Annotated in this window: 15 protein-coding genes; 5 read left to right on the plus strand and 10 right to left on the minus strand. The window is 61.2% G+C overall.

Annotated elements, in window-relative coordinates; translation table 11 throughout:
* The first annotated feature begins 41 nt into the window (after positions 1-41).
* Genes proS through IM737_RS02065 form a run of 3 tightly spaced genes read left to right on the plus strand, consistent with a single transcriptional unit; the run spans position 42 to position 3,452 of the window.
* Positions 42-1,391 (plus strand): proline--tRNA ligase, encoded by a 1,350-nt coding sequence (gene proS / locus IM737_RS02055; RefSeq protein ID WP_236897922.1) that lies wholly within the window; start codon positions 42-44, stop codon positions 1,389-1,391.
* A complete protein-coding gene (locus IM737_RS02060; RefSeq protein ID WP_236897923.1) occupies positions 1,388-2,773 on the plus strand; it encodes an ABC transporter permease in 1,386 nt (461 codons plus the stop codon). The genes proS and IM737_RS02060 overlap by 4 nt, the downstream gene beginning before the upstream one ends.
* Entirely contained in the window at positions 2,766-3,452 is a 687-nt protein-coding gene (locus IM737_RS02065) for an ABC transporter ATP-binding protein (protein ID WP_236897924.1), read from the plus strand. Before IM737_RS02060 ends, IM737_RS02065 begins: the two co-directional genes overlap by 8 nt.
* 121 nt (positions 3,453-3,573) lie before the next feature.
* Here IM737_RS02065 and IM737_RS02070 read toward each other — a convergent pair whose 3' ends face one another.
* The 8 genes from IM737_RS02070 to IM737_RS02105 form a co-directional block, all read right to left on the minus strand.
* Entirely contained in the window at positions 3,574-3,990 is a 417-nt protein-coding gene (locus IM737_RS02070; RefSeq protein ID WP_236897926.1) for an HIT family protein, read from the minus strand.
* Positions 3,991-3,993: 3 nt separating this feature from the next.
* Positions 3,994-5,118 carry a hypothetical protein gene (locus IM737_RS02075; protein ID WP_236897927.1) on the minus strand — a complete coding sequence of 375 codons (1,125 nt, stop codon included), beginning with the start codon at positions 5,116-5,118 and terminating at the stop codon, positions 3,994-3,996.
* A gap of 178 nt (positions 5,119-5,296) precedes the next feature.
* On the minus strand, positions 5,297-6,496 hold the full coding sequence (locus IM737_RS02080; RefSeq protein ID WP_442874159.1) for a GNAT family N-acetyltransferase: 1,200 nt from the start codon (positions 6,494-6,496) through the stop codon (positions 5,297-5,299).
* The gene (locus IM737_RS02085) at positions 6,493-7,140 is read right to left on the minus strand and encodes an endo alpha-1,4 polygalactosaminidase (protein ID WP_236897928.1); all 648 of its coding nucleotides are present in this window, start codon (positions 7,138-7,140) and stop codon (positions 6,493-6,495) included. Before IM737_RS02085 ends, IM737_RS02080 begins: the two co-directional genes overlap by 4 nt.
* A 130-nt stretch (positions 7,141-7,270) precedes the next feature.
* The gene (locus tag IM737_RS02090) at positions 7,271-8,023 is read right to left on the minus strand and encodes a glycerophosphodiester phosphodiesterase family protein (RefSeq protein WP_236897930.1); all 753 of its coding nucleotides are present in this window, start codon (positions 8,021-8,023) and stop codon (positions 7,271-7,273) included.
* Between the two features lie 62 nt (positions 8,024-8,085).
* Positions 8,086-8,544 (minus strand): RidA family protein, encoded by a 459-nt coding sequence (locus tag IM737_RS02095; RefSeq protein ID WP_236897932.1) that lies wholly within the window; start codon positions 8,542-8,544, stop codon positions 8,086-8,088.
* The gene (locus tag IM737_RS02100) at positions 8,541-9,866 is read right to left on the minus strand and encodes a DNA polymerase IV (RefSeq protein WP_236897934.1); all 1,326 of its coding nucleotides are present in this window, start codon (positions 9,864-9,866) and stop codon (positions 8,541-8,543) included. Before IM737_RS02100 ends, IM737_RS02095 begins: the two co-directional genes overlap by 4 nt.
* A gap of 3 nt (positions 9,867-9,869) precedes the next feature.
* On the minus strand, positions 9,870-10,148 hold the full coding sequence (locus IM737_RS02105; protein ID WP_236897935.1) for a DUF3572 family protein: 279 nt from the start codon (positions 10,146-10,148) through the stop codon (positions 9,870-9,872).
* Between the two features lie 99 nt (positions 10,149-10,247).
* On the opposite strand from IM737_RS02105, the gene IM737_RS02110 reads away from it, so the two are divergent.
* Together IM737_RS02110 and IM737_RS02115 are read left to right on the plus strand one after the other, a co-directional pair.
* Positions 10,248-10,619, plus strand: coding sequence for a response regulator (locus IM737_RS02110; RefSeq protein WP_236897936.1), 372 nt, complete (start codon positions 10,248-10,250; stop codon positions 10,617-10,619).
* 93 nt (positions 10,620-10,712) lie between these two features.
* Positions 10,713-12,083, plus strand: a complete 1,371-nt coding sequence (locus tag IM737_RS02115; RefSeq protein ID WP_236897937.1) for a PleD family two-component system response regulator — start codon at positions 10,713-10,715, stop codon at positions 12,081-12,083.
* Between the two features lie 429 nt (positions 12,084-12,512).
* Here IM737_RS02115 and rpmG read toward each other — a convergent pair whose 3' ends face one another.
* Together rpmG and IM737_RS02125 are read right to left on the minus strand one after the other, a co-directional pair.
* Positions 12,513-12,680: a 50S ribosomal protein L33 gene (gene rpmG / locus IM737_RS02120; RefSeq protein WP_236897938.1), complete on the minus strand. Its 168-nt coding sequence runs from the start codon at positions 12,678-12,680 to the stop codon at positions 12,513-12,515.
* Positions 12,681-12,921: 241 nt separating this feature from the next.
* Entirely contained in the window at positions 12,922-13,311 is a 390-nt protein-coding gene (locus IM737_RS02125) for a DUF983 domain-containing protein (protein WP_236897939.1), read from the minus strand.

Below are 13,311 nucleotides of genomic sequence, written 5' to 3' on the forward strand. Positions count from 1 at the left end.
CAAGAAATGCCTAGAGTCGTCGGCTGTTTTGCGGAGTTCACATGCGCCTGTCCCAATACTTTTTGCCGGTGCTGCGCGACGTTCCCAAGGAAGCCGAGATCGTTTCCCACCGCCTCATGCTGCGCGCCGGAATGATCCGCCAGCAGGCCTCCGGCCTCTATTCCTGGCTGCCGCTCGGGTACAAGGTCTTGATGAAGGTCCAAAAGATCATCGAGGAAGAGCAGAACCGTGCCGGCGCTATTCAGCTGCTGATGCCGACCATCCAGTCGGCCGATCTGTGGCGCGAATCCGGTCGCTACGACGCCTACGGCAAGGAAATGCTGCGCATCGAGGATCGCCACGAGCGCGAATTCCTCTATGGCCCGACCAATGAGGAGATGATCACCGACATCTTCCGCAGCTATGTGAAGTCCTACAAGGATTTGCCGCTGAACCTCTACCACATCCAGTGGAAGTTCCGCGACGAGGTGCGTCCGCGCTTCGGCACCATGCGTAGCCGCGAATTCCTGATGAAGGACGGCTACTCGTTCGACCTGACCAAGGAAGATGCGGTCAAGGCGTATGAGCGCGTGTTTGCGTCCTACCTCCGCACCTATGCCCGCATGGGCCTGACGGCCATTCCGATGCGCGCCGATACAGGTCCCATCGGTGGCGATCTCAGCCATGAATGGATCGTGCTGGCCGACACCGGCGAAAGCGCCGTGTTCTGCGATCGGCGCCTGCTGGAAAAGGCCATCCCCGGCAAGGACACCGACTTCCGCGACGACCTCAAGCCCATGTTCGACGACTGGACCTCGCTCTATGCGGCGACCGAGGAAATGGTCGATATGGCCGAGTATGAAGCAGCGGTGCCAGAAGAATTTCGCGTTTCGGCACGTGGCATCGAAGTCGGCCATATTTTCTACTTCGGGACCAAGTATTCCGAGCCCATGAAGGCCAGCGTCACCGGGCCCGAGGGCAAGGAAATCACCGTGCATATGGGCTCTTACGGGATCGGGCCGACTCGCCTCGTGCCTGCCTTGATCGAGGCGTTCCACGACGAAGCCGGCATCGTGTGGCCGGTGTCCGTTGCGCCGTTTGAAGCCGTGCTGATCAACCTCAAGGCAGGCAATGCCGAGGTCGATGCTGCATGCGACGCACTCTATGCCGAGTTGACCGCCGCTGGGCTCGATATGCTCTATGACGATCGTGATCAGGGGGCAGGGGCCAAGTTCACCACGGCCGACCTGATCGGCATCCCCTATCAGATCATCCTGGGACCGCGCGGACTGGCCTCTGGCGAAGCCGAGATCAAGCATCGCAAAACCGGCGAGCGTGAAACGCTGCCGATCGCGGCCGCCGTCGCGCGCCTCAAGGACTTGATCGAACCGCAGAGAAAGACCGACATTTGACCGATACGGCTGCGCCTGCGCTGAACAAGGGCACGCGCGCCTTTTCGCGCTTCGAATGGATTGTTGCTGGCCGCTACCTGCGCGCCCGCCGCAAGGAGGCGTTCATCTCGGTGATCGCCAGCCTGACCATGGTGGGTGTCGCTATCGGCGTGGCGACGCTGATTGTCGTCATGTCGGTGATGAACGGTTTCCGCGCCGAGTTGCTGACCAAGATTCTCGGCCTCAACGGCCATTTTACTGCCTTTCCGATCGAGCGCCAGTTTACCGACTACAAGGAAACGATCGCGTCTCTTCAGGAGATCGACGGCGTCAAGTTTGCCGTCTACTTCGTCGAAGGTCAGGTGCTGGCGTCCGGCAAAGGCAGTTCCACCGGCGTCACCGTCCGCGGCATGGACGAGGAAAACATCAAGAAGCTCGACCTCCTCTACAAAGCTAATATTGAGGGCGGATGGGATCAGTGGGACACGAGCAGGGGCGTGGCCATCGGCTATCGCCTTGCTCAGACCCTGGGCGTCTCCCTGGGCGACCAGGTGCAGATCATCAACCCGGATGGGGCCATGACCCCCTTCGGCACAACCCCGCAGATCAAGTCCTACCCGGTCAACGTCATCTTCGACCTTGGCATGGTCGAGTTCGACAGCTTCTTCATGTACATGCCGCTCGAGCCAGCGCAGGATTATTTCAAGATGTTCCAGGACGTCCTGAAGCCAGGCGCGGAACTGCCAAATCCAGGACCGCTTGATCCGCCACTGACCGACGAACAGATCGCAGCTGCCTATGAACGCGTCGGGCAGGCGACGGCCGCCGAAATCTTCATCGACGACCCAGATGCCACCAGCCTCATGCGCGAGCGTCTGCAGGCCGATCCGACGACACGTCCCATGGTGCTGACCGATTGGCAGCAGCGCAACGAGACGTTCTTCTCGGCCTTGCAGGTCGAGCGTGTCGTCATGTTCACCATCCTTTCGATGATCATCCTCGTCGCTGCCTTCAACATCATCTCCAGCCTGATCATGCTGGTGAAGGACAAGAGTTCCGACATTGCCGTATTGCGCACCATGGGCGCGACCCGCGGTGCGATCATGCGGATATTCTCGATCACGGGAACGACGATCGGCGTTATCGGCACGCTTGCGGGTACTGGGCTCGGCCTGATCGTTGCCGCCAATGCCGAGCCACTGCGCGCCTTTGTGTCCAACACGCTGGGCGTCGCAATCTTCCCGCCGGAAGTCTTCTTCCTGTCGTCACTGCCATCCAAGACCGACCCGGTCGAGGTGACGGTGGTCGTCTGCCTGGCCCTCGGGCTCAGCTTCCTTGCCACGCTCTATCCGGCCTGGCGCGCCGCCCAATATGACCCGGTCGAGGCCCTGCGTTATGAGTAAGCCGCATCTGGTCCTGACCGATGTCCATCGGCATTATGGGCAAGGCGATAAGATCGTCAGCGTGCTCGAAGCCGCCAACCTTACTGTCAAGAGCGGTGAACTGGTTGCGCTCGTCGCCCCATCGGGCGCCGGCAAGTCCACGTTGTTGCATCTGTCGGGCCTGCTTGAGAGCCCCCAGAGCGGCGAGGTGGAGATCATTGGCATACCCACAAGCAAGCTCGGTGACCGGGGCCGTACCCAACTCCGGCGTTCCACGGTGGGCTACGTCTACCAGTTCCACCATCTGCTGCCCGAGTTCACCGCACTGGAAAACGTCTCGATGCCGCAGCTGATCGCCGGCAAGTCGCAGCAGGAGGCCGACAAGCGCTCCATGGAACTGCTGGACCTGCTGGGCATCGCCCCGCGGGCCAGCCATCGCCCGGCGGAACTGTCGGGCGGCGAGCAGCAGCGTGTGGCCATTGCTCGCGCCGCCGCAAATCACCCCAAGGTCATCCTCGCCGACGAGCCCACCGGTAATCTCGATCCGGAGACCAGCGAGGTCGTTTTCGGCGCCCTGGCCGGCCTGATTAAGAACGAAGGCGCCGCAGCGCTCATCGCAACGCACAACCACGATCTCGCCCGGCGGGCCGATCGCGTCGTTACCCTGAAGAACGGATTAGTGGTCGATCACCAATTGTGATCGAACCGGATCGGCGTATGCTGTGTTCTCCTTGTCCAAGGAGAACGGCAATGACCCTGCTGATGATCATCGGGACTATGGCTATCGTAGGTGCGCTGACCGCCAAGAGCGGCGTCTGGCACTAGAGCGCCGCGGCAATCGCCTTTGCCAGCGCGGCCAGCTCCGCGTCGTCCGCCTTGCCGCCGCCATGGGCACCCAGTGCCACGCCTTCGTAAGCGGGGATCACATGGAAATGCAGGTGGAACACCGTTTGCCCTGCCGGCGCTTCGTTGAACTGCGCCACGCGAATTCCGTCCGCATTTGTTGCCGACTTGACCGCATTGGCCACCCGCTGGACCAAGGGTATCACCGCCGCCAGCGATGCCGGATCGGCATCGAGCAGGTTACGTGACGGCGCCTTTGGGATGATCAGCGTGTGGCCGCGCGATTGCGGAAAGATGTCCATCATCACCAGCGCGGTCTCGTCCTCGTAGACCTTATGAGCCGGGATCTCGCCACGCAGGATTTTGCCGAAGATGTTGGACGGATCATAGGTCATGGTTCACTCCGCCGGCTGCGAGACGTCCGGCTGGCCCTTCTGGAAGAAACGGAAACGGAAGTAGTTGAGCACCGCTAGTCCTGTCACGGTGACGGGCACGTAACGGAAGCCTCGGTGGATAAAGAACAGCGCGATGTTGACCGCCGTGTTGGCGCTCATCGCGCCCTTACCCATCGCCGACGTGAATGACGACGGCACGATGTGGCGGTAGATCAGCGCATCGGAGCGATAGTAGTCCAGGGCCTTTGCCGCAAACGCGCGCTTGGAAGCCGAGTAAGCCTTGAGCTCGTCCATCCCCATATCGCCATGAAACTCGACCTCCGAGCCCAGCGCCCAGACCTCGGGCGGCGCCAACCGGCTCTTGCCGATCTCGGCGAGCAGCTCTGTCAGGTCGCGAAACGTCACATAGTTGGCGTTCCAGCAATCCTCGCTCTTGGCACCATGGGACAGGATCAGCACATCCGCCCGTTCTAGCTTCTCGCGCATCGCCGCGTAGTCGCTGGCCTTGAAGTCCACTCCCGACTTCGCCGTTTCAACGATACCACCAAGCCTGGTCAGCTTTGCCACTATGGCTGACCCAAACGCCCCGCTTGCGCCGGTCACCAGGAACCGCCGTCCTTCGATCTGGCAGGTCGTGCCGGCGATCATGTCGAACACATTGGCAAACGACGAGAAGAAGTTGTGCGGATAGACGTGGTGCATGGCGTGGTAGTTGTTACCCACCCAAAATAGGCCCTGCTGCCCGCCGACGCGGTTCATCGACATGTGGTTGTAGTCCAGGCCCTCCTCACGCAGCGTCATCACCAGCATGACAGTACGGACAGCCGCCACCGCCGTAATGACGGGCCACGGTAAGACAACGAGAAAGATCAGCGTTCCCGCCAGCGAGGTCAGGTATTCGGGCAGGATGTGAAACCAGATATTGGCCCGGGCATAGGCCGGGTTGATCTGCATATCGAGGCCAAGGAACTTGTGATGCACCCAGTGCCAGGACGACAGCGTCCGCAGCAGCGGGATCTTCGAGCTTTCCCACTTGTGCAGCGTCCAATGCAGCGCGTCGAACAGCGCGGTCGAAACCACGAAGACAAGGGCGGCCTGCAGCAGGAAGACGATGATATCGACGATCATGAGTCTCTACATAAAGTGCCAGGGCAGGTGGGGGAAGTGGAGATGCTGCAACGCCCTCGTGGGTCGAGGCCCGCGAAGAGCTCGCACCTCACCATGAGGACTACTGATACTTCGCACTAACAACGGCCCTCATGGTGAGGTGCGCTTCTTCAGCGCCTCGAACCACGAGGGCGTGGCACTATCGATCCGTTCGCTCGCCCTTTCGAAACGGCGTGAACTGATCCAGCATCTCCTGATTGCGCTCCACCGATGCGCGCTCATGCTCCAGATAGTCCGCCACGGCCTCGCGCAGGCCGGGATGGGCGATCCAGTGCACTGAATACGTCGTTGCCGGCGCATATCCCCGGGCCAGCTTGTGCTCGCCCTGCGCCCCAGCCTCGACAACCGCAAGCTTGTGCGCGATGGCGTAGTCGATCGCCTGGTAATAGCAGAGCTCGAAATGCAGGAACGGCACCTCGCGGGTGCAGCCCCAGTTGCGGCCGTAAATCCTGTCCTTGCCAACGAAGTTGATCGCCCCGGCAATCGGCGTCTGCCCGTCATAGGCCAGCATCAGCACGATTCGGTCTGCCATGGTCTCGTTGAGCCGCGAGAAGAACTCGCGATTGAGATACGGCCGACCCCACTTGCGGGCGCCAGTATCCTCATAGAATTCGTAGAAGGCGTCCCAATGCTCCTCGCGAAGATCAGAGCCGCTGAGCCATTTGACCGTCAGCCCATCTGCCAATGCATCCCGCCGCTCGCGGCGGATGGTCTTGCGCTTGCGCGATGACAGCGTCTCGAGGAAGTCGTCAAAGCTGGCAAAGCCCTCATTGTGCCAGTGAAACTGAGTGTCGAAGCGCTTGAGCCAGCCATCGGCTTCAACCTCTGTGGCCTCCGCTTCCGGCACGAACGTCGCGTGGACCGAGGAGGCGCTGCGCTGAATGGCCAATTGCTGGGCCGTCGACAGCAGCGCGGCCCGGATCGCCGGATCGCCCGATGGCACCAGCAACTTTGGTGCGGTCACCGGCGTGAACGGCACCGAGCATTGCAGCTTGGGATAGTAGCTGCCACCGGCCCGCTCCAGTGCATCGGCCCAGCCGTGATCGAACACATACTCACCCATCGAATGCGACTTGAGAAACAGCGGCATCAGCCCGACGGCCTGCCCGGATTCTTCACTCAGCAGGACGTGTTGTGGTTGCCATCCGGTGCGTTTCGTCGCGCAGCCGGATTCTTCGAGCGCCAGGAAAAACGCATGATCCAGAAACGGGTTATCGGTTTTGCCGTCGGTCGATGGCACAAGCCCATTCCACACCGCAGCATCGATGCCGGCAGTGCTAGGATTGACAGTGGCGCGAAATGTAGGCTGGTCAGCCAAGGGAGGTCCCGGCGGGGTCAACAGGTCTGATAGAAATAGGACGGTTCGCCAGCCATTGTAAGGTTCCGATCGCGCCGGATCACGGAGATTTGGTGCCCCTGTGCTGCGCAGGCCCTGTCGAAATAGGCGGCACCGGTATCGGTGTACTCGATCTCCAGCACATTTGCGCCGAATACGGCGATGTAGTCGCTGCACTCGTCATAGACCTGGCACCCTTCGACGATGGCAAAGTCGAAACCAATAGCCCTGCCGCGATCCTCAAGTTCGGCACCATTCTTCTGCCCAAAGGCCAAGCCGAGCCGGTGCGCACGTTCGATCAGCGCTGACGCAAACGCCAGGTTGTCCTCCATGCTCAGCGCACCGTTTGAACGTGAATAGGTGTCGAGATTATCGGCTTCTATGGCGTCGTAGCCGTCAGCGGCACATTGGTCGATCCAGCCACCAACCACTGCCAGCAGGCCAGCCCGCTTGGCTTCGCTGCTGGTATCGAGCAGGATTTCCCCCGGCCAGTTCGGGTCCTCCGCCAACGCTTCATTGTTGTGCAGCAACAGGTCCGGATGGTTGGCCAGCCACCAGGCGGTTTCCTGAGGTTGGGTCTGGAAGGCATTGACGTAGCATATGTTGTAAAGCCCCTGCGCCGGTGGCGCCGTTCGGTCGCGGCTCACGATGAGTGTACCAGCAGGGGGCTGGTAGGCCCCACCGAGCTGCGAGTCGTACTGGCCGCGCGCGGGTGGAGGGACAACGTCCTGCACCGCCGCTGGGCCCGCCAGCAGCGCGGCGACCACAAGTGCCCAGCTAGGCAGGATCGAACCCCTCGAACACCAACTGGTCAACAAACGGCCGGGCCGCATCGGCTTCTGCCTGCGACCGGATGGTCCAGGCCGTCACCGGCTTGCCCAATGCCCGCCAGAAGATAATAGCCGGCAGCTCAAGCGCATCCTTTGCGCAGGAGATGAAGTCGAACTGAGTCTCGTGCCAATGCAGCAGGTGCCGCAGCGTGTAGCGTTGGTCGTCGGTGAGCTGCACGTCTTCACCTGCGTCGGCATAATCATACGTGATGATGCCGCGCTGACCGGTAAAGCCGAACTGGCGGATGGACGTCAGCAGGTTCGGATCAAACGACTCTATCGTCACCGGCCCGTCATAGGCCTTGAGGGCTTCTGCGACCGAGCGGGCCAGCAATTGCGTGCCCGTATTGTCGCGCTGATGCTTGAGCTCTATCTGCAGCAGCGTGCGACCGCCGATCTGCGCCAGGAACTCGGTGAAGCGCTGCGGCCGGTCACCAGCAACGCTGCCAAGCAAGGGCAGGGCGGTGATATCGGCCGCCGTGGTATCGGCAACAGCTCCAGCCTTGCCGAGCAGGCGACGCATGTCGTCGTCGTGGAATATCACCGGCACGCCATCACTGGTCAGCTGCACATCGCATTCGATGGCAAAATTGCCTGCAATGGCTGCCTCGAAGGCGCTGGCAGAGTTCTCAATGATGCCATTGCCGCGATTATGCAGGCCCCGATGCGCGATTGGACGGGGGAACAGAGCTTCGGTCATGACGGGCCTCGTCTTGGTTGAGGTGCCTGAGTGGCACCGGACTGTGACGATGGTGTTACGCGTCAGACTTCAACCACGGCCTCGATCTCGACGGCGGCGCCAAAGGGCAGCGAGGCCACGCCAAAGGCGGCGCGGGCATGCTTGCCCTTGTCGCCCAGTACGCCAACCAACAGGTTCGAACAGCCGTTAGCTACTAGGTGCTGTTCGGTGAAGTCGGGTGTCGAGGCGACCAGCACTGTCACCTTTAGGATGCGCTTGATCTCGTCGAGCGGGACGCCGCCCATATGGACGATTTGCGACAGCACGTTGATAGCGGCGAGTTCAGCAGCGTTGCCGCCCTGCACGACATTCATGTTTTCGCCCAACAGGCCGGTGACCACGCCGTTGGCGTCGGCAGAAATCTGGCCGGAGACATAGATGATGTTGCCGGTCCGGGTAACGGGAACGTAGCTGGCCACCGGCGCCTTGGGCGCGGGAAGTTCGTAGCCATACTCGCGGAGTTTCTCGATCGCACTGGTCATCTGGTCTCGCCTTCGCTTTGGTCGTCGTCTTGTTCTGCCGGCTTGGCCGGCGTCTTGTTGTAGAGCCTGCCCCGCACTACCGCCTCGCGGCCGAAGCGGGTACGCACCTTGTCCATCGCCCGCTCTGCCGCCGCCGCCTTGCGGGCAATCGCTGGCTCCAGCAAGTCCGCTGGATCGGTGCCATCGGCCGTATCGATACCCGATACACCGATTCCAATCAGCCGGAATGCGGTGCCGTCGACTTCGCGCTCGAGCAGCGACAGGCCGGTCTCGTAGATCACATTGGCTAGCTGCGTCGGGATCATCAGGTGCCGCGCCCGCGTACGCAAGCGGAAACCGGCGGATTTGAGCTTGAGCGTCACCGTGTCGCCGACAATGCCCTTGGCTTTGAGGCGTTCCGACAGGCGCTCGGTGACCTTCAGGAGTTCCGTGGAAAGCGTCTCCAGCGACGCAATGTCGGTGTTGAACGTCGTCTCCGACGAGACGGTCTTCATCTCGTCGTCGGAAGAAATCTTGCGGCTATCCTCGCCACGGGCCAGACGCGCCAGCCTGGCTCCGGTTTCGCCATAGCGCCGCATCAGGTTTTCAGGGGGCTCATCCTGCAGCTGTCCGATGGTGATGAGCCCATCCTTGCGCAGGGTCTCGGCGAACACCTTGCCAACGCCATAGATCAGACTGATCGGCTTGGGCGCGAGGAACGATAGCGTCTCCGTCTTGCCGATCACGGCAAAGCCCCGCGGCTTGTCGAGATCGGACGCCACCTTGGCGAGAAACTTGTTGTGGCTGAGGCCCACCGAGATGGTAACGCCGATCTCGGATTCGATGGCCCTGGCAAACCGGGCCAGCACCACGGCCGGCGGCGCCTTGTGCAGCGCCTCTGTGCCGGCGAGATCAAGGAAGGCCTCGTCGATGGAAAGCGGCTGTACCAGCGGCGTCAGCGCATCCATATGCGTGCGGATCTGTCGGCTCACATCCACATACTTGGCCATATTGGGCTTGATGATCACGGCATCAGGGCACAATTGCCTGGCTTTGAACATCGGCATCGCTGACCGAACGCCGGATTGGCGGGCGATGTAGCAGCAGGTGGAGACCACGCCACGCACGCCGCCACCGATGATCAGCGGCTTGTCGCGCAGGCTGGGATCGTCGCGCTTCTCGACCGAGGCGTAGAAAGCGTCGCAATCGACATGGGCGGTCGAGAGGGCGAAAAGCTCGTCATGGCTGCGCAGCCGCGGCGATCCGCAGGCGGGACACCGCAGGGGCGCACTGGGGCTCGATCCATGCTCCAGGCAGTCGCGGCAGAGCCAGGCGAGGGCCATCTTCTAGCCCGACGGATTGAGCCGATGCCAGACCCGCATGAATTGTTCGGGCGACAGCCCCATATTCGCGCAGAGGGCGAGCAGAATCGGTTCGTTTGAGGCAAAATAGTCGATGAGGCCGTGCTGCAGGGCAGGGGAACCCACTGACCGGCGCAGGGCATCTGGATCGAGACCGGCATATTGCATGAAGGCCAGCAGTTCCTCGGCGTTTTCCGCCAGATAGCCTAGGCAGGCATCGGCGAGCGAAGCTACGGAACTTTCGACTTTCTCGGAACGGGGCACAGCCGGGGCTCATTTGGTGTTTTGTAACAGATTCAATGCTAGCTGAATGATGCGGCAAAGCGAAGGGCCGCAGCGCCTTAGCGGCGCGAGGAAGGATCAATGCCCAAGACTGTAATGATCGTCGAGGACAACGAGCTCAATATGAAGCTCTTCAATGATCTCCTCGAATCGCGCGGCTACTCCGTCATCCAGACCCGCAATGGCATGGAAGCGCTTGATCTTGCTCGCGCCCACCATCCAGATCTGATCCTGATGGATATCCAACTACCCGAGGTTTCCGGGCTGGTTGTGACCAAGTGGCTCAAGGACGACGACGAGTTGGCCCATATCCCGGTCATCGCCGTCACTGCCTTTGCCATGAAGGGCGACGAGGAGCGGATTTTGCAAGGCGGTTGCGAGGGTTACATCAGTAAACCCATCTCGGTGCCTCACTTTCTGGAAACTATTGCCCGCTACATTGGACCAGCCTGAGCACCCAGAGCCGAGTATTCGGCCTGCGTGATCAAGCCGCTCGATGCCCGATGGTGGACGCCACGGGCCGGTGTACTGGTTCTGGGGCTCTGAGTGACCGCGCGCGTTCTGATCGTTGACGATATTCCCACCAATGTCCGCCTGCTCGAGGCGCGGCTGACGGCTGAATACTACGATGTCGTAACGGCGTCGTCGGGTCCGCAGGCGCTTGCCATCTGTGAGAGCCAGGACATCGACATCATCCTGCTCGATGTGATGATGCCCGACATGGACGGGTTCGAGGTCTGCAGGCGGCTCAAGGCCAATCCAAAGACCCATCACGTCCCTGTCCTGATGATAACCGCCCTCGACCAGCCCTCCGACCGCGTAAAGGGCCTCGAGGTCGGCGCAGACGATTTCCTGACCAAGCCGGTCGACGACATGCAGCTGATGGCACGCGTCAAGAGTCTGGTGCGTCTCAAATCCCTCACCGACGAACTACGCGCTCGCGCCATGACCGGGCAACAGATCGCTATCGAAGATGCCTTGCGCTCGATGGACAAGATTACAGCTAAGGGCGGCTCCATTCTGGTCGTCGATACCGATCAGCGCCATGCTGAGCGCATCAAGAGTTATCTCACGCCCGAGCACGACGTGGATATCTTGACTCAGCCGGCCGATGCCGTGTTCCAAGTCACTGGCGCGCATTACGAATTGGCGCTAGTCGCCATGGCATTGACCGATTTCGACCCGCTACGGGTCTGCTCCCAGATTCGCACGCTCGAGCACACGCGCAATCTGCCCATCATTCTGGTCGCCGACGAGAGCGACAAGCCCAAGGTGGTGCGAGCCCTCGATTTGGGGGTCAACGATTTCATCACCCGGCCCGTGGAGCGCAACGAGCTTGCCGCCCGCGTCCGGACGCAGATACGGCGTCAGCGCTACGCCCTGGAGCTTCGGCAAAGCGTCAACAATACCATGGCTTTGGCCGTGACCGACGACATGACCGGGCTCTATAACCGCCGCTATTTCGATCGCCATCTGGGCGTCATGCTGGGCAAGGCGCAGAGCCAGGATCGCGATATGGCGCTGATGATCCTCGACATCGACCACTTCAAGTCGGTCAACGATTCCTGGGGTCACGACATCGGCGATGCCGTGCTTAAGGAGTTCGCGGCCCGGTTGAAGCGGAACATCCGCGGCGTTGATCTTGCTTGCAGATTCGGCGGCGAAGAATTCGTCGTGCTGATGCCCGACACCGATTTCCGCCAGGCCGAAATGGTGGCCGAGCGGGTGCGGCAATCGATCTCCGACCGCGCGTTCGAGGTCGGTAACGGAAGGCCGCTATCCGTGACGGTGTCGGCCGGGGTGACGCTCAACGAGAGCAAGGCCGATACGCCGGAATCGCTGATCAAGCGGGCCGACGTCGCGCTCTATCGAGCCAAGCGCGAGGGGCGGAACCGGGTCGTGTTCGACGCGGCGTGATCGGAACGGCTGCCCTTGCGAAACCCGGCGCAATTGGACGCGTTAGGGTTATTCGTTATAATTAACAAAGGTTTGCCAGGCTGAAAGGCCCGGATTTCCTTGAGTTTCCAGCGACTGAGAGTAGGTTGCCTTCAACACCAGCACGCACCCCCAAAGAGTGCGCTGAAGGTTCCCTACGGCTCGTCTCAGGTCCGCCGCAACTCCTGAGTCCCGTAGGGCGGTTGGTCCGGAAGCGGACAGAGTGGCCTCTTCGACATGCCGCTCCGGACCAGCCACTCCACATTCGATGTGACGCCGCATACCAGGGCAAAATGCTCACATGCTGCGACGCCAGATCGCCTCAGGTTCCCGCTCCCGTTACAGAGCAACAAAAAGCCCCGCATCATCGATGCGGGGCTTTTCGATTCTCGGTATCGAGCAGGCGCCAGATTACTTGATCTTGGCTTCCTTGAACTCGACATGCTTGCGGGCAACCGGATCGTACTTGTTGTACGAGAGCTTCTCGGTCTGGGTGCGAGCGTTCTTCTTGGTGACGTAGTAGTAGCCAGTATCAGCCGTCGACACGAGCTTGATCTTGACGGAAGCGGCTTTGGCCATGGTCAGTCCTCACAATACAAAAGGCGCCGCGGAATCCCCGGCGCCGGAATTTGGCCGCAACCTACGGATTTTGGCCCGGAAGTCAAGCCGCAGTGTATTCTCACACCGTGCCACGCCCTCGTGGTTCGAGGCTCGTGAAGAACTCGCACCTCACCATGAGGGCTACGTTAAATTCGGCGCTCCAGTAGCCTCATGGTGAGGTGGGAGCGCAGCGACCCTCGAACCACGAGGCGTGGCAGAGTTAGTCCCGCTGCCCGGTGCCAAAGCCATACATGCCGTTGGCCCACTGCAGCCCGACGATGGCGCCCTTGATGGATGGCAGCATGGCCAGGGGCATGATCACGGCAAGCGGGATCAGGGTGTAGAGATAGGTCAACGGGTCGACGTGCCAGACCATGTCCATATGCAGCATTATGCCGACCAGCAGGTGGCCGACGATCATGATGGCGATATAGGGCGGGAAGTCGTCGGCGCGGTGCAGGTCGAGCTGCTCGCCGCAGGTATCGCAATGATCGGCGACCTTGAGGTAGGCCCGGAACATCTTGCCCTGGCCGCAATGCGGACATTTGCAGAGTGTGCCGCGCCACATGGCCTGACCGACGCTGCGTTGGGGAAGAGCCTTACCTGGCAT

Source organism: Devosia sp. SL43 (genome assembly GCF_021729885.1).
Taxonomy (GTDB): domain Bacteria; phylum Pseudomonadota; class Alphaproteobacteria; order Rhizobiales; family Devosiaceae; genus Devosia.